Origin of the sequence: Cryomorpha ignava (genome assembly GCF_010686655.1) — a bacterium.
In the GTDB taxonomy this organism is placed as follows: domain Bacteria; phylum Bacteroidota; class Bacteroidia; order Flavobacteriales_D; family Cryomorphaceae; genus Cryomorpha; species Cryomorpha ignava.
Map to the genome: position 1 here is coordinate 64,947 of NZ_JAAGVY010000015.1, position 20,862 is coordinate 85,808.

Below are 20,862 nucleotides of genomic sequence, written 5' to 3' on the forward strand. Positions count from 1 at the left end.
TCGGCTAATTCTTCAACCTTTTCCTCTTCAGATTCTACCTTTTTAGCTTCTGCTTCATCAGTTTTAGCTTCTTCAGCTTTCACTTCATCGGCTTTCGCTTCTTTGGTTTCTTCTTGTTTTGGAGTTTCTGCTTTTGTCTCTTCGGTTGAAGTTTCAGCAGTGTTTTTTGATTCTTCGATTTCTTCCGAAACCTTGTTTTCTTCGTTTGCCATTAAATGGGCTAAAATTTGTATCTCATCTTCGCTGTGGCAAGTTGAGAGCGGTTTATATATAAATAAGAGGCCACGGCTCCGTTTTTTCGGACGGCAAAGGTAGTGATTCTATATGAAATTTCCATGCGTTATAGTCAGAAAATTGTCAGTGGAACTCAAAAAAGAATTATTTGCATTTAAGTATTTGATTTTAGGATTGTTGGGCGCATCCCTACGGGTCGGGCTTTCCGCTATATCTTTTTGGTTTTTGATCAGTGTCTGCATCGGCTGGTCAGGAGCTTCCTCCGGTCGCTCTGCCAGCGGGCAGCCACAATGCCCAAAAACCAAAAAGGATGACGCTGCTATCCCTTGCGCGGGGGTAGTTTTTGGTTCTTGGTTCTTGGTTTTTGGATGAGTGCTACGTAGAGAACTCCATGTCAAAGTCAACTGTCATCGATCAAAAATCTTGCGAATTGAATAGAAAATTCGTTCTATTAACCTCAAGTCTTCAGTTACAATCTCTGCAGTTCCGGTCATTCCGGGTTTGTAAACAATCTCTTTATTATAGGTAGTTGATAAGCCTTGATCTAATCGTACTTTTAGAATATACCCACTTGTACCTGCAATTTTTGAAATATTGTCTACGCGACCTTTCAACTGACCGTACTCCATATAAGGGAAATTATTGAGCTTCATACGCACTTGCTGACCCACTTCAATTTTACCATAACCTTGCTGTTCAATTTTAACCACACCAAGTACATGCTCATTATTTGGAATAACGGCAAATAATGGCTGCTCTGTGGTTACAAACTCATTATCAGCGAGATTACTTAAATAAGCCAACTTACCATCAAACGGAGAAACCAAAATATAATTTAGCTTCCATTCATCAACAAAGCTGTACAGCGATTTTATTCCTGATTGAATTTCCGTAGTCAAGTTACGCTCTGTATCCTCGCGTGCTTTAAGTAGTTTGTTCTTTTGTTCTGCAAAATCTGAAGCTGTGATTTTATATTGAATTGCTGCTTTCTTTGCATTCAGCAAGGTTTGCTTTTTGGCATAATACTCACTTTGATTGGCAAAATAAGTAATTTTGGCAATCACTCCGCTCGCATATAGCACACTATCAGATTTATATTTCTCTTTTGCTGACTTCATCTCATTCGTAAATAAATCTAACTGTTCACCAGAGATTTTCGCCAAACGGGTATTGTAAACAACCTGCTCATCCAGGTTGTGAATAGTACGTAGAAAGGATTCATCATTCACCAATTTATAATACTCCACCAACCGATTATATAACTGGTTGACCTGAATTTGAGCTTGTCCTAATGACTTTAGTCGCGAAAGCTCAGTGGACTGCACACCTGCGCTATCCAGATGAAATGAATTTAAAAAGATTCTAAGGCTATCAATGGTTTCTTTATTGACCGGATTGGCAAGCTCAGCAATAACTTCTCCTCCCCTAATCATTTCATCTTCGGCAAACTTAATATTTTGAATGTAGCCGCTTGTTTTTGCAACCAGTTTTACGGGTGGCTGCTCTGTGGTAAGTTCAACTGACCCTTCTATCGTTTCGGGGTACTTTACGAACCACGAGAGAATAAGAACAGAAAAAATAATTGCAAAAATAAGCGTTATGCCATAGCGAATCATCCAGCTTGGAACTTCCGTAAGGATTTCCTGAACTTCATCACTTCTTATTTCTATTTCTTTTTCTTCCACCGGAGTTCTTAGTTCTTGGTATGTCATCCTGAACTTGTTTCAGGATTGGTTGTTAGTGCTTGGTTTTTAGTATTGAGTATAGTGTATTGAGACATTCGTAATTCGTAATTATTCCCGCGCGCGCCCTCAATCCCTAAAGGGAAGCCTGACGCACGGCTACATTCATAATTAGTCAACCTTTCTTAGATTGTAAATACTTTTGTTTTCTCTCTATGTACTTCAAATTCGTAATTCTCCATTCGTAATTCGTAATTAATTTTTCGTAATTCGTAATTCTCCCCTCATAAATTCTCCCATTCGTAATTCGTAATTAATTTTTCGTAATTAATTACCCAGTTCAAGTTGATTCTTAACAAGCTCATAATAACTCCCTTTCAATGCAACCAATTCTCTGTGATTTCCACGTTCAATGATTTTGCCATTGTCTAAAACCACAATTTGGTCTGCATTTTTTACGGTACTCAGCCTATGCGCTACAATTACAGCCGTTCGCCCTTGTAAAAATGTATTGAGTTTCTCCATAATAACCTTTTCATTGTTTGAATCTAAAGCACTTGTGGCTTCATCAAAAAATATAAATCGTGGATCTTTATATACGGCGCGAGCTATAAGCAATCGCTGTTTCTGACCCGTACTCATACCAACTCCTTCCATCCCTATTTTGGTATTATATGCCAATGGCAGTTTTTCAATAAAATCTTTGATGTTAGCTATTTCGACAGCTTTGCGCAATTTGATCTTGTCAATAATATCTTCTCCAATGGCTATATTATTTGCAATGGTATCATTAAAGATATAACCTTCTTGCATTACTACTCCACATTGCCCGCGCCAGGATTTTTGAGATACATTGTTTAGGTTATAATTGCCAATTTTAATTTCACCTTCTAAGGGCGCATAAAATTTGAGCAGCATTTTCATAAGCGTCGTCTTGCCGCTGCCACTCACCCCAACTACTGCAGTAATTTTATTGGCAGGAATAATGAGGTTTAAATCTTCAAGTACCATTTCAGAGCTTCCGGTATAACGAAAGCTCACATCTTTTAATTCAAAATCAGAATCTGCCGGAATATCGTGAATTTCACCTTCTTCTTCATCTGGTCTATTGTGAATTTCCGACAAGCGTTCTAAGGCTATTTTTGCGTCTTGAGCCGAATAAACAAATCCGATTAATTGCGTAATTGGACTATTGAGCTGTCCGATAATATATTGAATGGCCACCATCATACCTAGTGTTATTTGTCCGTCAATTACCAACTTAGCAGACAAAAAACTGATGAAAATATTCTTTACTTCATTGATAAAGTTAGATCCTACTGTTTGGGTTTGTTGTAGCGAAAGGTTTTTAATGCTGATTTTAAAAAGCCTTGCCTGCAAGAATTCCCACGACCAGCGTTTTTGTTTCTCGGCATTGTGCATTTTTATTTCCTGCATGCCATTTATCATTTCTATTACCTTGCTTTGCTCGTCACTCATTTGCGAAAAGCGTTTATAATCTAACTCTTTTCTTCTCTTTAAGAAGAGCATTACCCAAATAAAGTAAAGAGCGCTACCCACAAGAAAAACCGCGAAAATCCTTAAGTTATACCAAGCTAGTACCCCACCAAAGATTATAAGGTTGAAAAATGAAAACAAGACATTTAAAGAACTGGATGTCAGCAGACTCTCTATCCTCTGGTGGTCATTAATGCGTTGCATAATATCGCCTGTCATCTTCACATCAAAGTATGCTATAGGCAAGTTCATGAGCTTAATGAAAAAATCAGAAACCAATGAAATATTAATGCGTGTGCTGAGATGGAGCAGTATCCATCCACGAATTACTTCAACACTTGTTTGACCGATAAACAAAAAGAGCTGCGCAATGAGTATTAAATAAATAAAATTGATATCTTGGTTTTGAATACCAACATCTACTACGCTCTGAGTAAGAAAAGGAAAGATAAGTTGCAGCAGACTACCAACTAACAAGCCAAGTGCAAGCTGAATCAGAAACTTTTTGTACCGAAACAGATATTGGTACAAAAAAGAAAAACCCTTTCGGGTTTCGTTGTCATCCGGTTCTATTTGTTTTAGGCGTGGTGTTGGTTCGAGGAGTAAAGCAATACCTTCTTCTGTTGATGTTTTAGCATCAGCTCCAATCCAATTTTTCAGAAATTCTTCAGTAGTGTATTCTATTAAGCCGTGTGCAGGGTCTGCAATTTTTATTTTTAGACTGTCTGTATTTTTGTTTTTCTTTTGCCCCGAGATTTCATAAATGACTACAAAATGATTTTGCCGCCAATGAACAACGCATGGTAATGGGACATCTTCGATTAATCTTTCAAAATTGATTTTAACACCTATTGTTCTAAACCCTATTTTTTCGGCTGCGTCAGCAATATTTTTTAACGACGAACCTTCGCGAGTGGTTTCTGATAAGCTACGTATTTTTGATAATGAAATATGCCTCCCGTAGTACTTCGCAACCATACGTATGCATGTAGGGCCGCAGTCCATCGCATCAGGTTGTTTATAGAAGGGAAATGTCATATAATTTAAACCTTATTAAGTTTTTTGCTTCTAGCTAATTCCGATCTATACGTTCTCCACATAAAATCATAAAGCACCATTTCATGTAAGCGTTGCTTATTTTTAAAAAGCCGATTTAATAACATGTGAATATAACTGGCTAACAAATCGTTCAAGGGCATTGACAGTTCATCTTTTCTGTTTAGCGATAAAATCTCTTCGGCAATAGGCTTGATTCTTCTTGATTTCATTTCTAAAAATTCAAACAGAAGTGATAGTTCATTTGCGTTTTCTTTATTTATTTTCAGAATAGATTCAATGGAACTTCTATGTTTTCTATATTTCTTATCCAATTGAATCTTCAAACTTTTATCCATATTAAATTCATGCGCAAATCCCAATTTCAAATTTTCCATCAAAGCTTGCTTACTTGCCATTGAATAATTAAAATCTGATAAGAGTTTATCTACAGACCTAATCGAAATTAACCAACGAATATCTTCTCCTTCATCACCATAAATTTCGTCTAATAAACCAACTACAAAATCACTATCAAAATGGAAGAGCTGTTCGGCCAATTCAATTGTATTTGAACCATATCTCTGTATTTCTCGCTTATAGGTATCAGTCTGCACTTTCCAGATCATGCCGCTTTTAATGTATTCATCGATAGATGTTTGGAACATGACGATAACATGGCCAATGTTTTTTAAATCAGTAAAATGAAAACGGATCCTAAGGTGCAATTCTGGATCAGCATATCTGATAAAGAACCAACTGTCGATTAATTCGTCCTTAATCAACTTCTGGGTCAAAGGCTTTATTACGTCAGTTAATATTTTGTCAGAAATTCTTACCCCACAATATATTTTGAAATAGAGCCATTCAGAACCAATTGCGAAAAATCTTTGAACTTGAGCTTGAGTACTTTTTGATCTAACACTATCGGTTTTTTCAAATTCAATTTGTGTATCAGTGGATTTCTTTTTTTCGAGAATTGCTATAAATTCATTGACATAAGCATTTCCTTGTTCGTTAGTTACTTTTGCCGTTTTTTCATCAAATAAAAATTCTTTTAAAACTATGCCAGGTCTTTTTTTGATCATTGAAATGAGCATCTCAACGCTCAATCTGTTTTCCAGATCAACTAATAGTTCATTATCGCCATCGGCGAGCATGATGAGTTGTGGTAACCGCCATTTTTTACGCAATTTTAGAACCACTTCCATTATGTTGATCTCCTTTTTCAAAAGCACCTGATAATCATCTTTTTTTAATTGCCAAGTAGCAAAAGAAAGTATAACATTATCAACTTCCACACGTGGTAAAAAAGCGAATTGATGCTTTAGGCTTCCCCAGTCAAAATAAATTCCACCTCTAATATTTTGAGTTTGTAAATCGCAGAGGAGATGGTAAACAGGTAAGCTATTGAAAGAAAAATTATGTGCATTTCCCATTCGCGGAATCACTTGCTTATTTAATTTTTTAGACCAAAGAACTAATTGATTATACTTTATTGAAATAAATAAATCGTTTAGAGTTATTTGCTGGTCTTTAGGTAAGCTTGAATTGGACAAATACGGAATTTCATAATTACGAAATATTGGTCGCATTAGAATATTTCCAACTCTATTTTCCGGTAAGTGAACTATTTCTGCAAGGATGACTTTCGGATTTTTTTCTTTCTCAGATTTGGCAATGTTATTAACCAAATCATCAAAGGCTTTATTTCCAGAAGCGAATCTGCCCAATAAATAAGTGGCACTTGATCCACCAGCATTTTCAACACTTATCAAATCACGTTCGTCTCTTTTCCCGTGATGTTTGTACATCACAGAAAAACTATCAGGTAAATCGTCCCAGTTACTTTTAAAATCTTTGAGGTCTTCAGATTTTAGAACAATACAATGATCATTATCTTTATGAGCTTTCAATAATTTCTTGAATAAAAAGGATTGTCTTTTATTCCAATTAATTTTCGTGTCATCATCATCTTTAAAAGATAAATAGAGATCGTTTACCAAAGGGTTTAAATCTCCGCTCCTATTCGTATTTAACGCATAACCTATTCCAGTCTCAGTATCTAACGCTTCCAAGAGTGCCACTTCCTCATCTTCATACCGTTCAAAGAATTTTTCCTTAAATTCTGTGAGATTTGTTTTGGATGGTATTGCTGTTAACTGGTTGAGAACTGTTAATGCTTTTGTTATTTGTTTCTGTAGTTCATTGTCTTTTCTTCCTGATTCTGGTCTCGTCCGGTTAACTCTAATGGTTGTTTCTTGTTTACTTTTGACTAATGGCGTGGTGTGGTATTCACTTTCGCTCTGCTCCGTTGGATTATTCGCACAAGCTATAGAAGTTTCTATATTGGGAACTCGTTCATGAGGCGCAATAAACATATCTGTTTGAAAGAGCTTATTGAGTTCAAAAGGAACTTCTAAAGCGCTCAACTTTTCCACCAATTGTTTGTAAACTAAAATGTCATTTTTTATGGAATGGTCAATATTTAGTAAGTCACTTTTAGTATTCTCGAGCAGCTCAATGATCGCGCGAAGTTCTTGATCTGAAGAAGATTTTTCAGATTCCATTTCTCTGCTTGGTATTTCATAACACTTTAAAATACCATTTAGAACTTCGATTGTTTGTATTAATAATTCTTCACCCGACACTCCCGGCTCTAAATCGCTTATTAAAATTTGAGCTGAAATGATTTCTTTAACGAAGGCTGAAGCCACTTCGGAACGAATGTCAGACGATAAAATAGATTGCACTAATTCATTAATAGTAGCTCCCTTTGCTGCTTTCTGTAATATCGTTTGTAGATAGACAGAATTGTCAACAGCGCTAATTTTATGAATTCTGATTTTATCTCTATAAAAGTATTCAACATATCTAATTTTATCCTGAATGCAATAAAGACTTGAATTAGGATAAAATTTTAAATGCTTTTGAATGTATGGCAATTCAGCCAACTTTTGGGCTAAGGCACAAGTAAAGTGCATATCTAAGCGCGTGCTTCTCTGAATATTTCCAGTATTTACACTAATATCTTCGATATTACTCTCTATAATACCACATCCTGCAAATAAACCAAATGGAGTACAGCGGCTGTGCATCCGAGTTGCATATTTTAATAACGAAGTGATTAGTTTCTTTTCTTTTTCTGAATCTACATCTCCTGCTTGCTGCTTATTAAAGGCATCTAAAAGATCTGGAGATGACAAGAACAAGGCTTCTTGATTTTCATTTTTCGAGAAAAAGCTCAACAATTCTTCTTTTGAAAAACTTGTTTTTAGCGGTTGCGCAGGAATACGTAAGATGGTCTTTTCATTAAAACTGTACTTCATAATTGCTGTATCCAGAATTTAATTTAAAAGTAAACACTGGCTCCATGCCATTTTCTTTCCACTTAATTTGCTTAACATAGCAAGACCAACCCCTGCGGTACCCATTAACAGGCCGGGATTGCTTTGGTAAAACCATTCATCGCGATTTGTGGAATAATTATTCAAGAATTTAAACCCACTGATACTGTCACTGTCATGGCTATATTTTGCCAGCTTTAAGGTTTCATCAAACCAATAATCAGAAGTAACTCGGAACGCGTCAATTCCTGTATTCAAAAACATATTGTGGTACATTAAAGCTACCCCACTTGTTCCTCTGCATAGCGAAGCCTCAAAAATACCTGTTTCTTCTATTTTCGTATTTTTATAATAGTGGTAAATACTTTCCGCTTCCTTAATGATTTCAGGATTACCTAAAGCTCTTCCTGCTTGATAAAGTGCGATTCCAATACCCAAATCACCATAACTCCACCAAAACGCGGACTCTTGTCCTACATTATTCTCAATAATACTTGGAAAAAAACAGTTTTGTGTGAATTTATTTTTGCAGGATAGAATGAATTTTACGGCTTCAGTCAAAACTTTGCTATAACGCTCTACTTCTATACCGTTTTCAACGAGTTTAGATAAAATTACAATCTTACTTGCCTGTCCGTGAGAGATTCCCAAATTACTGACTTCTTTATTCTTTTGCTCATCCTCCAGCATAAATCCACTCTCCTGCCAGTAAATTCCATCGACGGAATTTTTACTCGAATCTATTAAGGAATCGCTGATTGCAATAAGGGATTTTTTCACTTTATTATTATAATTCATTCTACTTTGCAAGTACAGCATTTCTCCAGCGGCACCGTATAAGAAATCGTGGTTGCCATTTCGCAAAGAGTGAATGGCAAATTGACTAGAAAGACTATCAATTTGGTCTAAAACTTTTGTTACCTCAGAATATTCCAAAATTTCTTCCTTCACTAATAATTGTAACATCCAGCCAATGCCAGAAATGCCGTCAGTAAAGTTCATGGGCGGATTCTGGAATGTTTCTGTCAGGCTTTTTAAAAACAAGCTTTCGACATCATATTTAGATAGATCCAAACTATAGTTCTTAAAATATAAAAAAACCAGCAAAAAAATGCCACAATTACCACTTAATAACGAAAACGGCACTTCTGAATTTGTCTTCAAGTAAAGTATGTAGTCAAGAATAATCTCGTCTAATTTCAATTTCATTTTGCCGCAATATTAAAGGTTAACTAGAAACAGATAAAAGTATTCGTGAAAAATAGTAGTCGATTATTAATAGTTTCTTTACCTAAAGCAACTTCACTCAAAGTCAATCAACAATAATTGGCAATTATGTTTTGATTTTTCATTCGTTTTTCTTAAATCAATAAGGGTGTTTGGAGAAAGTTTCAAAAACTCTGATTTCAACCTTTCAAAATCTTCATAAGTCAAAAAAGGATAAAATAAGTCGGGACCAGGAAAATCATTAAATCGGTCACAATTAAAACAAACTAGACCTATTGAAAGAATTTTATCCTTATAATATTCATCTTGATTTAGCAGATAGGCAAAAGACATAAACGTTCTGGACTTAAAGGCAGTAAATGGTTTCGACCTAATAAGTTTTTCTGGTTGAAGCATTGTATGCCCCATTCCGAATTGACCGTAAACCTTTTGTCCTTCTGCGATATAGTTTGTGAAATTAGCTGCTATTTCGTTTTCTCTATAATCAATGTTCCGTTCTTTTGACCACTTTACTGATTGCTGCAGATTAAATAAATAATTAGAAAATTGCTGATCAACAATTTCTATTTGGCTGGTTGTTAATTTTAGTTTTCGATACCATTTCAATATTGCCCGCGTTGTTAATTTTTCTTTTAACAACAGGATATTTGCATTTTCTATGCTTGTTGCTAGTAGTTCTTGCATATCCTGATTTCGATCTGTAAATTTTAAAAATGACCAAAGAATTGGTTTTCCAAACCAAAAAGATGCCATATCGATCCCAATTACTTGGATTGAGAGATTATTCTCTATTTTAAAATTTCTAAGCCAAGAGTAAAATTCGTATTCATCATCATAAACCACTCCATTAACTGTACTGAAAAAATCATCAACAGCAAGAAATTCCTTCAAAAAAAGGCTATCTCCACTTTCTAAAAAATAATTCACCCACAGCCCGAAAGCATAACTTCTTTCCACCACGATAACATCCAATGAATTATTGCTTGATAAGTATTCAATCATTTTTTTTTTACGACTTGAATTATTCTCTCCCCAATGAACTTCAGCAGTTAAGAACACATCAAAATCAGCTATGGTTGAATCAAGAAACGGTGGGTTTTCTCTGTTGAAGCTGATGGTGTCCTCTTGGGAAAACACAGACAAAGAAAGAAACAATAAAAATGAAGATAATATAAGCTTAACCATAATATATTTTATTGAAGCATAAGAATAGAAATGGACGCATTATATAAAAACACGTCCATTTGATTCAACTATTCAGATTATTTTTCAGTTTTAATCTATCCCCCTGGGTTATCTCCCTTACAGAATAGTGGTCTTGATATTTCATTACTTTTACACCCAGTTGCAGTACGAGAGCAAAACTCTCCAATTGACAAAAATCCTGGCGCACCACCTTTCACAGCATTCATCTGGTTTTCATTCAATGTAGCAATCGTTTCTTTGTTTAGGCTTAACCGCCCGTTTAATTTAATCTTTTTCATAATATTTGGTTTTTAAAGTTAATAAATTATGAGATGCAATTTTCAATTATAATATCTTAGCAACTTCCTAGTGCTTTATTCAGATTCATTTGGTGTCTCCCAAAATTGAATAACTGTTTTTTTTGAAAGTGATTGATTCAATTGATAATTGTTTCTCTGTATTCAAAGATAAGAGAAATATTTAAACATAGGCATATATGCCTATGTTAATTTTCGTCATGTAGTTTAACTATTTCGAAGATGAATTTATTTAGTAGATAATTCGAATTGAATTATTAGAAAATTTAGTAAAAGTGGCATGTACAATGAAAGCCCAAATATGCATGCATGCACAGTTAATGGCATATTTTAATAAGTTATTTCTTAAGTAAACAGGGAGTGACCACATCTATAATCCTTTAACTTCTAAGAACTTTCAGTCAAACTCCAACAATAAAAGTTGAGAGTTTTCTGTTATTTTTTCTTTTGTCCCCCTTAAATCAATAATTGTATTGTCAGGAAGATTTTCAAATTGAGGTTTTAGTTTTATAAATGCTTCATCTGATACATATGGAGCGGAAATATCTTTCCCGTATTCTGGACCAATATCTTTACAATCAAAACAAATCCTGCCAATAGATAATATTTTACCCTTATAATAGTCATTTTGATTAAGCAGATAGGTAAAAGAGTTGTACCTGTAAGGCTTCATAAAAAAATTGAACGGTATAGTTCGCTCAGAGTATTCTGGTTGCAGCATATTATGTCCAAGCCCGAATTGGCCAAAAACCTTTTCGCCTTTTTCAATATATCTTAAAAAATTAACGGCAATCTGTTTTTCCCTATAATTAAATTTGCCACCATGAGCGTATTTCACTGATTGATTTAAACTGAATAGAAAATTTAGAAACACAGTGTCGCTTATTTTCATCTCGAGAGCTGAAGATTGGAGATGGCGATTCCATTTTAACATAGTGTGGATACTCACATTTTTCATAGAAAACAATTTGACAGCCAAATCTACATTCTCCTTCAGTGGTTTTTGGAGGCTGGGGTTCTGATCAACTAATTTTAAAAATGACCAAAGAATTGGTTTTTCGTCCCAATAGGCATGCAAATCGATACCTATTACCCTAATAGATAGATTGTGTTGGATTTTAAACCTCCTCAACCAGCAGTAAAATTCGTATTCATCTTGCAATAAAACACCATGATAAACACTGAAGAAATTATCGATTTCCAAAAATTCCTTTAAAAACAGGCTATCCCCGGTCTCTAAGAAATAATTCACCCAATGCCCGAAATCGTAGCTTCTTTCTACTATAATAGCATTCAATGAGTTATTGCTGGCTAAATATTCTATCATTTTTTTCATCCGACCTGTATTCTCGCTGCGCCAATGCCATTCTGCAGTTAAAAAGAGGTCATAATCGGTAATAGTTGAATCTAGGAAAGTAAGATTATCAAGATTAAAACCTTTTGAAGAATATTGACTTGATGCAAGAAAAGAAAAGAATGAAAAAAGAGCCACTAAAATTAATCTCGACATGCTGTTAAGTATAATGAAAGTATAAATATAGATGCACTCGTAAAGAATGCATCTATCTATCATATTTTAAGGATTTTAATCATGCTCGTTACAAAAAATTGGGCGTGAAATATCCTGACTCCTGCACTTTTCAGTCGCTTGAGTGCATTTGGAACCAATTGATAAGAACCCCGGGGCACCACCTTTGAGAGAATTCATCTGATCGTCATTTAAGGTTACAATCGTTTCTTTGTTTAGGCTTAACCGCCCGTGTAATTCAATCTTTTTCATAATGTTTGGTTTTTAAAGTTAATAAATTTTGAGATGCATTTTTCAATTATAATATCTTCGCAACTTCCTAGTGCTTTATTCAGATTCATTTGGTGTCTCCCAAAATTGAATAACTGTTTTTTTTGAAAGTGATTGATTCAATTGATAATTGTTTCTCTGTATTCAAAGATAAGAGAAATACTTTAAAATAGGCATTTATGCCTATTTTTATTCTCATCTATATAAATTAACACTTGCAACTTTTCAGATTGAATTACAATGAAATCCGATTTTATAATAAAATATGGCGCTTGGTAAAGGCCTTGTGGGTTAATGAAGATTTAATCTATTTTATCTCGCTGTTAATAGATTTGCGCACATCCATGATGATATTCTGGGTTGTTGTCACTTTGAATAAGAAAACAGCTATTTCAGAAGAGATACGACTATGATAACAATAAACAATTGTCCCAAGAAGTATCTATTTCATGTATATATTGATTCAAAGCAATGCCGATTCCTGCAATCCCACTTAAAACATTGGTTTCGTAAATACCTCCTTCAGTTGTCCAAGATTTGTAGCCCGCATTTTTAATATCCTCTTGAGCGAAATTTAACGTTTCTAAAATCCAGTATTCGTATGCAACTCTAAATTCAAGTTTGCCGGTTAGGATATACATTCTACTATAAATAGCAGCTATGCCAGCCGTACCATGACATAATCCAGCATCTTTAATTCCGGTAAGAGGATAATCCTTTCTCACAAGAGTTTTTTCGCAAACAGATATTGCTTTTTTCTTAATTGATTCGTTCTTCAATGCTCTTCCGGCATACCATAAAGCTATGCTAATTCCTAAATCTCCATAGCACCAACCTAATCGTGAATTCTTGGGAGGTTCATCCAACGAAGACAAATTTGGAAATGATGCACTATATTCCATTGAGAGTTCTTCGGAAAAGTAAAATTCTAAATTCCTCTCTAATAGTTGTTGTGCTTTTAAATTCCCGTAACCCTCAATTATTTTAGACAAAATAATGATCGTACTAGCCATCCCATGAGCCAAACCGAGATTATAAACACCTGATCGCTTTTTATCAATAAGTAGATTCGACTTCCATGCGACACCTTTTTTCGGGATAACTATTTTTGTATTATCTAAGACATTAATGTAATCAGCAACTTTATTTTCAGCTTTATTCTGCAATAGAAAGTAATTTAAAATACCTTCAGCTCCATGCAAAAAATCAAAGTTTTTTCCATTTAGTGCTTTATTAAATGAAGAAGTTAAATAATTATCTGTATTAAAAGAAAAATAGTGTAGAAGATCTTTTAAATCTATGATGTTTCCGCGGTGTATGAGCATAAGACCACTCATAAATCCAGATATTCCATTGCAATGAAATGAGTTTAACTTTAATGTGTTATTCAGTATGGAGAAACTCTTTTCTATGGCGCACTCTAATAAAGCAATGTTCTCTACATCTCTTGTGCGTAGATAATTTAAATAATAAAAGAGGGAAATGCCCGGTTCGCCGGTAAGAAAACCCATTCTATAATTACTATTGTCAGATTTACTATTTGTAATTAAAGTTTTTCTAAGAATAATGTCTATTTCTGTTATTTTTTCGATTACCCGTGATGTCATTTACAATTATTTGGTTCATTATATTTTATCAATTGACTGCCTCTTACGTCCTTAAGAAAAATGTAGCCGTCAAACAATTCCTGCAAATCTTCTGATTGGATGGAACCCACAAAGCTCATACCCCCGGGTAAGTTCAGATTCGTTGCTTGTACGAAAACCCCTTTAGTAATTATTTTTTTGTATTTTCTCTCAATATTCTTTAGCTTGAGCTTAATTGGATAAGGTGGATTCATACCTATACTATAAGTTCCATCTATTGCGCTCAATCCAATAAATACTGATTGGTCTTTAATCGTTTGGTCGACATACATACCTATTGAGTTCAAGAATTGATGATTCCCATTTTTCGAAATATGGCCATCATATGCCCACACAATAGTCTTTTGATTGGGGTAAATTGTACTCATAGCATACATTAAGTTTGAAGCCATGGAACTATCCCGCCAGGCTGAAAGCAAGTTAAAGTATCCTCCATTAATCTTGTTCATTTCTTTTATCTGGCGAATTAATGAATTATTAGCCCAAAGCAATAGCTTCTGGTTAGGTATTTGTATTTGTTTTAATTCATTTACTGCTTCTTCATAATTATGGATTAAATGTTTGGCCAATGAGTCAAGATTTTCCCCCATTATGGATGTCTTTCTGTTGTTGTGGTAAAAATTCACCCTCTCAAAACGATACTTAAAATTATACAGACTATCCAGCGCGAAGAACTTATCTGCAAGAATATCATCCTTATAAATAATCTTGTAGAACTCCTTTTTTGGCGGTAGCGCATGTGAAACTAAGTCCATACCAGCGATATCTATTTGATTTTCTGATAAGTATTTCATCATATTACAATTACTTTCTGTTCTCCAGTATCCCATTAATGCTTGAGTCAGCATCTCCAAACTATTAAGAGTATCCCTGAGAATATTTGTTAAAGCCACCTCATGCACGCTTCCTTCAAAGACTACTAAATTGAAATCATGTTTTTCATGCAAGTATCTAATAATCCGGAATTTCATTTTATTAAAATCTTCAACTCCATGCTTGCTTTCTCCTAAGAAAACGATGCTTTTATTTGCAATTAGAGAGTCAATAAATACTAGATCAGCAAAGTCATTTGATTCTATTGAAAGGATGGGATTTATTGGACCTCGCTGACAATATCCAAAAGATAAGAAGTTGATTAGTAGAAAAAAAACAACTCCGAAGTAAAGAGAAAATTTTTTCATAAATAATAGATTGGGAACAGTCTTATCTTTAAATTAGTGGTTTTTGGACAGCATAAATAAATTAAAAAAAAGCACAATACTCACTCAAGTGCATTGTGCTTTCTAATTAAAAAAAAATTATTTAACACCCATCAACATAGACACACGTGTTCGCTGCACCTTCGCAGGTAGCATTATTTTGTGGCGTAGAATTAATATCTGTATCCGGTTCCTTGTTCCTACAGGATTTACCGAATAAAGACAGAAATCCTCCACCATTAATGTTTTTCATTTGATCCTCATTAAGAAGAGCAATTGTTTCTTTGTTGAGGCTTAACCGCCCGTCTAATTTAATCTTTTTCATAATATTTGGATTTTAAAGTTAATAATTGATTTCTAAGCAAATAATTCAACCTTGAATAACGAGCACCAGAAGCTTTCACTAGATCTGAAAGTAAATTAAAATTGTATTTACTGGCAGTCAAGTTTCTTGGCAAGTGCACACAAAGTTGTATTAGAATAAAATAGCTTGATTTAATTAAGCTATTAGTGAGGTGTATCTGCACTACAAAATATTCCACGAGTAACGTTATTACTATTACATCCACCGGATTTCATATTTGTACAGCATGCACCAATTGACATAAATCCACCCCCCTTGACTCCTTTCAACTGATCATCATTTAAGGTAGAAATTGTTTCTTTGTTTAGGTTTAGGCGCGTGTCTAATTTAATCTTTTTCATAATTTTTGATTTTTAAAGTTAATAACTATTTAGATGCGACTTCAACTAAAATGCTTCAATTACTTCCCTGAGTATAATTCGCAAATCTTGGTGTCTCCCAGAGGCGAATAATGGTTTTTTTGAAAGTGATTGGTTCAGAAAGCTATCGCTTAACGCGCACAAGTTAATAATATAATTTGTTATATAGGCAAATATGCCTACAATTATTTTCATAATCACCTTCATCTTCGCTATGTGGATATTCGCGAATCACATAGTTTTGTTATAAAGTTTGGAGAAAAGTTGAAAGAGAAAAGGAAATCTCTCAAAGTTACTCAAGCTCAATTGGCCGCGGATGCCAATATTGAAATTTCGCAAATTAGCCGAATAGAGCGCGGTGTCCTTAATACATCTATTGGCACTACATACATTCTCGCGGAAGCGTTAAAAATTCATGTGAGTGAATTGTTTATTGAATTGTAAGTCAAGGAAGTCTCTCTCATAGACTGGCAATTGGTTATTATGCAATTATCCAGGATCACATAGATAATGACATCTATCATTTCTTAATAGTTTATCAATGAATCTTTTGCGATACTGCCGAGTGTCAAATACGTCCGCAATTCTAACCAATCCATTTTCTTCCTCAACTGAATAAATAATTTTATAGGATTTATGTACAAGGTAGTGGTACGTAGTTTCCCGATCTTTTAAAAGATATTCTCTTTGTCCGATATATGGGCTTTTGCGAAGTATTTCCGGTTCACTTAAAATACCTCTAATAAGCCTTGCTGCAACTTTTAAACTCGCTTTTCTCTTTTAATGATCATAAATTTCATCCAGTTGAAATTCTGAAAATTCCGACCAAATGATTTCTAATTCCATCATTTATATTTCTTTAAAAGCTCAGAAGTCTTTTTAAATCGATTATTTTTAAAATCAGATTCTGACTTTTCAATCCTGTCTTTTAATTCTCCCTTGGTCATCTGATGCCTTAAAGTCATTTCAGTTTGATTTTTATCAAATATACAGAATTTCTGAGTGCTATTTGAGGAAAGACTCACTCGTCAATCAATCCGTAGATAATTATTGCAACACTAAAAACAGTACCAAATAAGAAAAAGGTCAAGCCTAATATTTAGACTTGACCTCTTAAAACTCTAAATAAACCAAAACTTAAAAAAACGAAATATAAAAATCAGGTGTCCAATACAAAATAGCATAAGCCGCACCAAAAGCAATAAACGAAATTACCAAAGCCCATACCCACGCCGGAATGGCCTTAGGCGTTTCGGATCCGCGAATTACAAACTGATCGTCTGTTTCGCTCCCGTAGGCGTTTATAGTAATTGGAATTTGCTGGGTTACTTCCTCGTTATCGTTTAATCCTACGAGCGAAATCGTAGGGCCGTTTCGCACTTTAAACGGAACAACTCGTACTCCTTCCACACCGCGAGATGAGCGTGCTACAATGCGCAGGGTATGAGATCCGTCCGGAATTTTTGTTGTATCGAGCTCAAACTTTACCGGTGGTGAAAATTCTGCAAAGGGTTGCTCTTCATCATCGAGATATACCTTTATTACTCTAGAATCTTTCATAGTCCAAGGCCTTGATTTAAAACAATATTCTTAACATGATCGGGGTTGTCTTCTTTGGGTTTAACCAAAAACTTAATGCTGTAAAATAACGACAAAAGCACGATTATGATGGCAATAATGGAAATTATGTAGTCAAAATCTCCTGCCGGGCCGGGACCGTGTGTTATGTTCTCCAGTCCCTTAGGTTGGTTTGCAGCGCATATTTCGCAGGCCAAAAGTGCTTTTGCAGCGAGGAGAAAAATAAAGGTGACCGAAAAATAACTGATAATCTTTTTCATAATCTTAAGGAGTTTGTGCATTCATAACTTCATCGCGAACTTTTGTAACCTGCTCTACCGTTACGGCCGGTGCATCATTGCCCCAGCTGCTTCGCTCATGCGTGGTGATGGCCGCAATTTCGGCATCGGTAAGCTGATCGGCAAAGCCGGGCATTACACCGTAATCTGTGCGGGCATCGTAGCCCTGAAGTATTATTTTTATGAGCATTGTCGGATCCTCATTATTCACAATTTGACTACCGGTCAAAGGCGGAAATGCTCCTGTAATACCTTTTCCAGTTGGTTGATGACAAGCAGCACATGTTGAATTGTAAATTTGCTTGCCATCAGGACGGTTAATCGATTTACCCGCATTGTCCGGATCAGGTCTTTCATTTGCTGTTAAAGGCGATTTTTCGCGAGCAGGAATAAATGGCTTATGCATTTCGCCGGGTATTTCGGGTTGCTTGAGCGATTGTAGATATGCTACGAGAGCTGCCGCGCCCTCACCCGCAACGACCTTTTTGCCGGGAGTGTTAAAAAACTGTTCCGGTACGGGAACAACTTTATCATCGTCAGTTAGCTTATCACTGTTTTTTATTTCAAAAAGCCATGGATAGGCCGGCATAATCGATTCACTAACAACGGTGCGTGGATTATATAGATGAAGTAAATGCCAGTCGGCAATAGGCTGGCGCAAACCTACATTAGTCAAGTCAGGACCGGTGCGCTCGCTTCCCAATAGAGAAGGGCTTTGTCGCCAGATGTCAAGTCGCTTCTTGGTGTAATAATAATCTGATGGCATGGATGGTCTATTTCCCCATACTTTATCCATTTCTATATTTCTAACCTGCTGTGAATGACATGCTACGCAACCTTCAGAGATATAAATGTTTAATCCTGTGCGTTCCAGTTCAGTCAAAGGTTCCTGATTTGGAAGAGGTTCGGTATTTTGCATTTGGTATGCAGGTACAACTCCAATCAAAATAGAGAGCAATAAGAATCCACCCACCGACATGATAACAAGCACTTTATGATTTCGATGAAAATTAAACATGGCCGTATAATTTAGTGTTTGAATTATCTGAAGTTTCAGTAGGAGCTATTGGGGTATTTGACGGTCTGGCGCGCACAATAATTATAAAGTTGATTGCAAAAATGATGTGCGAAATCAGCATCATGCTTCCTCCTACGGCACGCCAAACCCAGTATGGAGCCATAAGGGTAACTGATTCGATAAATGGACGGTTGTCAATCCAGCTTAACCCTTTCTCGGTCCCACCTACCATTAAGGATATCATGTATGAAAAGAGACCCACAAACGCCATCCAGAAATGCGCACCGACTAATATTTGCGGAGGTTCTTTTCCGGTGAGCTTCGGCATTATGGCGTAAAATGATGCCCAGAGAAAAAAGGCCACAATTCCATACATGGTCATGTGAGAGTGAGCAACATTAAAATCGGTGAAGTGCCATAAAAAGTTGGTGAATCTAAAAGCCTGGAAACTACCCTGACCAGAACCAACGAAGTAAAAAATGGCTCCTACGAGGAAGAACGGAAGTACATAACTTTTAGAAATGTGACTCCAGCTGCCACGCATGGTCATTAAGAAGTTTGTAGTTCCTGCGATAACAGGAATAAACATTCCCATACTAAATACTATTGCAATGGTTTGAAGCCACCATGGCAGAGGACTAAATACAAAGTGATGGGTGCCGATCATTGTATAAAACAACATTTGAGTCCAAAAAGCCAATACTCCCAATGAATATGAATAAATAGGCTTATTGAGTGATGCCGGCAAATAGTAATAGACAAGTCCCAGAGTGAAGGTCATAAACCACATTCCCACACCCATGTGCATGTAGTAACCCTGAATTACGGTTTCGCCCAGCCCGTTTTGAAAAAAGGGTAAATAACCAATTACCGATAAGATAATTGTCCAACCCAATGCTGCGAGAATAAACCAATTCGAAATGTAAATGTCTTTGATAGTACGCCGGGCCACCGTTTTATAAAAATTGATAAACGTAAGTATTAGTGCTATCATGAATAAAATCATGATTGGCCAGATATATTCTCTGTATTCGCCACCACCATTGTTTACACCGCTCATTAAAGCAATATTGCCAAGCACAACAGTAAGGTTGATAAGAACCCATCCGTACCAGGCCATTTTATAGCTGAATATTCTGGTGTTTGATGTTCGAGCAATAACGAAATAGCCCAGTCCTATCATTGCCATAGATGACCAACCCCAAAAAACAGTATTTGTATGTACAGGGCGCAGACGACCAAATCCGAGCCATGAGATGCTCTCCATGTCGGGCCAAAAGAATTTCATGCCTAAATACTGTCCTATTGATGTTCCAAAAACCAGCCAAAATGTTGCTGCTCCAAGATACCAAATCACGATCTTTCGCAATTCGGGAGAAACATCCAAACGCAGTTTCGCTTGCTGCTTCTCATCGAAGAGTGGATTGTTCGGATTGTCGGTTACCTTGCCAACCAACCCTTTTTTGTCCATCACTTCCACTTCGCTTCCCAGCTCTGCTCCGGTAAGGCTATATGAAAGTGCCTTTTTACGTGCTTCTAGAATTTCGTCAATTTCCTGTGTTTTTAAAGAATACAAGGTTTGCGTGAATTCGGTGTCTTTCTCCTGAGAATTCTTTTTTCGTAATTGATGTACGAAGGCGTCTATTCTGTAAAACACAATCAGAATACCCACTATCAGCACAATACCAATTAAAATTAGAGTGCCAATTACACCAGGACTTAAAAGCCATTGGTCTGTGGTGACTGTGGTGCTTTGAGCTACAATAAGCAATGGACTAAGTAAAAGTGAGCAGAGCAGTAACAGCGATTTCATAATCTTAATTTGATAAGTCGATATTAGGATAAGCATATCCGTTTATGCGCAAAGATTTGTTTTATTTAGGAGATATTAAAGCTTCTAATTGATTATTTTTATTCATTCTAAATAGCGGGGCTTAATTTATACTGTTTATATAATTATATATCATGTTGCAATACTGTCCTAAACGATTTCAATTTGCATAAAAATAGCGGCTTCTACTGACTTCCCGGTCCAATATTCGCGTTTTTCAAAAAAGGACCCCCTGATACTTTTGATTTTGCGGTGGATCGTTACATT

At 35.6% G+C, this 20,862-nt stretch carries 17 protein-coding genes; 1 reads left to right on the forward strand and 16 read right to left on the reverse strand.

Going from position 1 to position 20,862, the window contains the following annotated elements:
• Window positions 1-641: 641 nt before the first annotated feature.
• The 12 genes from G3O08_RS09795 to G3O08_RS09850 all read right to left on the reverse strand — a co-directional run bounded on the left by G3O08_RS09795 (window position 642) and on the right by G3O08_RS09850 (window position 15,872).
• The gene (locus G3O08_RS09795; protein ID WP_163285185.1) at window positions 642-1,946 is read right to left on the reverse strand and encodes an HlyD family secretion protein; all 1,305 of its coding nucleotides are present in this window, start codon (window positions 1,944-1,946) and stop codon (window positions 642-644) included.
• Window positions 1,947-2,243: 297 nt separating this feature from the next.
• Window positions 2,244-4,451 (reverse strand): peptidase domain-containing ABC transporter, encoded by a 2,208-nt coding sequence (locus G3O08_RS09800; RefSeq protein ID WP_163285186.1) that lies wholly within the window; start codon window positions 4,449-4,451, stop codon window positions 2,244-2,246.
• A gap of 5 nt (window positions 4,452-4,456) precedes the next feature.
• Entirely contained in the window at window positions 4,457-7,777 is a 3,321-nt protein-coding gene (locus G3O08_RS09805; RefSeq protein WP_163285187.1) for a lantibiotic dehydratase, read from the reverse strand.
• Window positions 7,778-7,795: 18 nt separating this feature from the next.
• Window positions 7,796-9,004 carry a lanthionine synthetase LanC family protein gene (locus G3O08_RS09810; RefSeq protein WP_163285188.1) on the reverse strand — a complete coding sequence of 403 codons (1,209 nt, stop codon included), beginning with the start codon at window positions 9,002-9,004 and terminating at the stop codon, window positions 7,796-7,798.
• A gap of 93 nt (window positions 9,005-9,097) precedes the next feature.
• Window positions 9,098-10,207 (reverse strand): hypothetical protein, encoded by a 1,110-nt coding sequence (locus G3O08_RS09815; RefSeq protein WP_163285189.1) that lies wholly within the window; start codon window positions 10,205-10,207, stop codon window positions 9,098-9,100.
• Between the two features lie 95 nt (window positions 10,208-10,302).
• Complete coding sequence (locus G3O08_RS09820; protein ID WP_163285190.1) at window positions 10,303-10,506, reverse strand: class I lanthipeptide; 204 nt, start codon at window positions 10,504-10,506, stop codon at window positions 10,303-10,305.
• A 415-nt stretch (window positions 10,507-10,921) separates the two neighbouring features.
• On the reverse strand, window positions 10,922-12,034 hold the full coding sequence (locus tag G3O08_RS09825; RefSeq protein WP_163285191.1) for a hypothetical protein: 1,113 nt from the start codon (window positions 12,032-12,034) through the stop codon (window positions 10,922-10,924).
• 75 nt (window positions 12,035-12,109) lie between these two features.
• Window positions 12,110-12,304 carry a class I lanthipeptide gene (locus G3O08_RS09830; protein ID WP_163285192.1) on the reverse strand — a complete coding sequence of 65 codons (195 nt, stop codon included), beginning with the start codon at window positions 12,302-12,304 and terminating at the stop codon, window positions 12,110-12,112.
• A 425-nt stretch (window positions 12,305-12,729) separates the two neighbouring features.
• A complete protein-coding gene (locus G3O08_RS09835) occupies window positions 12,730-13,929 on the reverse strand; it encodes a lanthionine synthetase C family protein (RefSeq protein WP_163285193.1) in 1,200 nt (399 codons plus the stop codon).
• Window positions 13,926-15,149: an erythromycin esterase family protein gene (locus tag G3O08_RS09840; RefSeq protein WP_163285194.1), complete on the reverse strand. Its 1,224-nt coding sequence runs from the start codon at window positions 15,147-15,149 to the stop codon at window positions 13,926-13,928. Before G3O08_RS09840 ends, G3O08_RS09835 begins: the two co-directional genes overlap by 4 nt.
• Before the next feature lie 121 nt (window positions 15,150-15,270).
• Window positions 15,271-15,492 (reverse strand): class I lanthipeptide, encoded by a 222-nt coding sequence (locus tag G3O08_RS09845; RefSeq protein ID WP_163285195.1) that lies wholly within the window; start codon window positions 15,490-15,492, stop codon window positions 15,271-15,273.
• A gap of 182 nt (window positions 15,493-15,674) precedes the next feature.
• On the reverse strand, window positions 15,675-15,872 hold the full coding sequence (locus G3O08_RS09850) for a class I lanthipeptide (RefSeq protein ID WP_163285196.1): 198 nt from the start codon (window positions 15,870-15,872) through the stop codon (window positions 15,675-15,677).
• Between the two features lie 234 nt (window positions 15,873-16,106).
• Between G3O08_RS09850 and G3O08_RS21860 the strand changes: the two genes are divergently transcribed.
• A complete protein-coding gene (locus G3O08_RS21860) occupies window positions 16,107-16,334 on the forward strand; it encodes a helix-turn-helix domain-containing protein (protein WP_204336835.1) in 228 nt (75 codons plus the stop codon).
• A gap of 693 nt (window positions 16,335-17,027) precedes the next feature.
• Here the strand turns inward: G3O08_RS21860 and G3O08_RS09860 are convergent.
• From G3O08_RS09860 to G3O08_RS09875, 4 genes are read right to left on the reverse strand one after another with little or no spacing between them, the layout of a single operon-like run.
• Window positions 17,028-17,450 (reverse strand): cytochrome C, encoded by a 423-nt coding sequence (locus G3O08_RS09860; RefSeq protein WP_163285197.1) that lies wholly within the window; start codon window positions 17,448-17,450, stop codon window positions 17,028-17,030.
• Window positions 17,447-17,728, reverse strand: coding sequence for a hypothetical protein (locus G3O08_RS09865; protein WP_204336836.1), 282 nt, complete (start codon window positions 17,726-17,728; stop codon window positions 17,447-17,449). The genes G3O08_RS09860 and G3O08_RS09865 overlap by 4 nt, the downstream gene beginning before the upstream one ends.
• 4 nt (window positions 17,729-17,732) lie before the next feature.
• The gene (locus G3O08_RS09870) at window positions 17,733-18,764 is read right to left on the reverse strand and encodes a cbb3-type cytochrome c oxidase subunit II (protein WP_163285198.1); all 1,032 of its coding nucleotides are present in this window, start codon (window positions 18,762-18,764) and stop codon (window positions 17,733-17,735) included.
• The gene (locus tag G3O08_RS09875) at window positions 18,757-20,577 is read right to left on the reverse strand and encodes a cbb3-type cytochrome c oxidase subunit I (protein ID WP_163285199.1); all 1,821 of its coding nucleotides are present in this window, start codon (window positions 20,575-20,577) and stop codon (window positions 18,757-18,759) included. Before G3O08_RS09875 ends, G3O08_RS09870 begins: the two co-directional genes overlap by 8 nt.
• Between the last annotated feature and the right edge of the window lie 285 nt (window positions 20,578-20,862).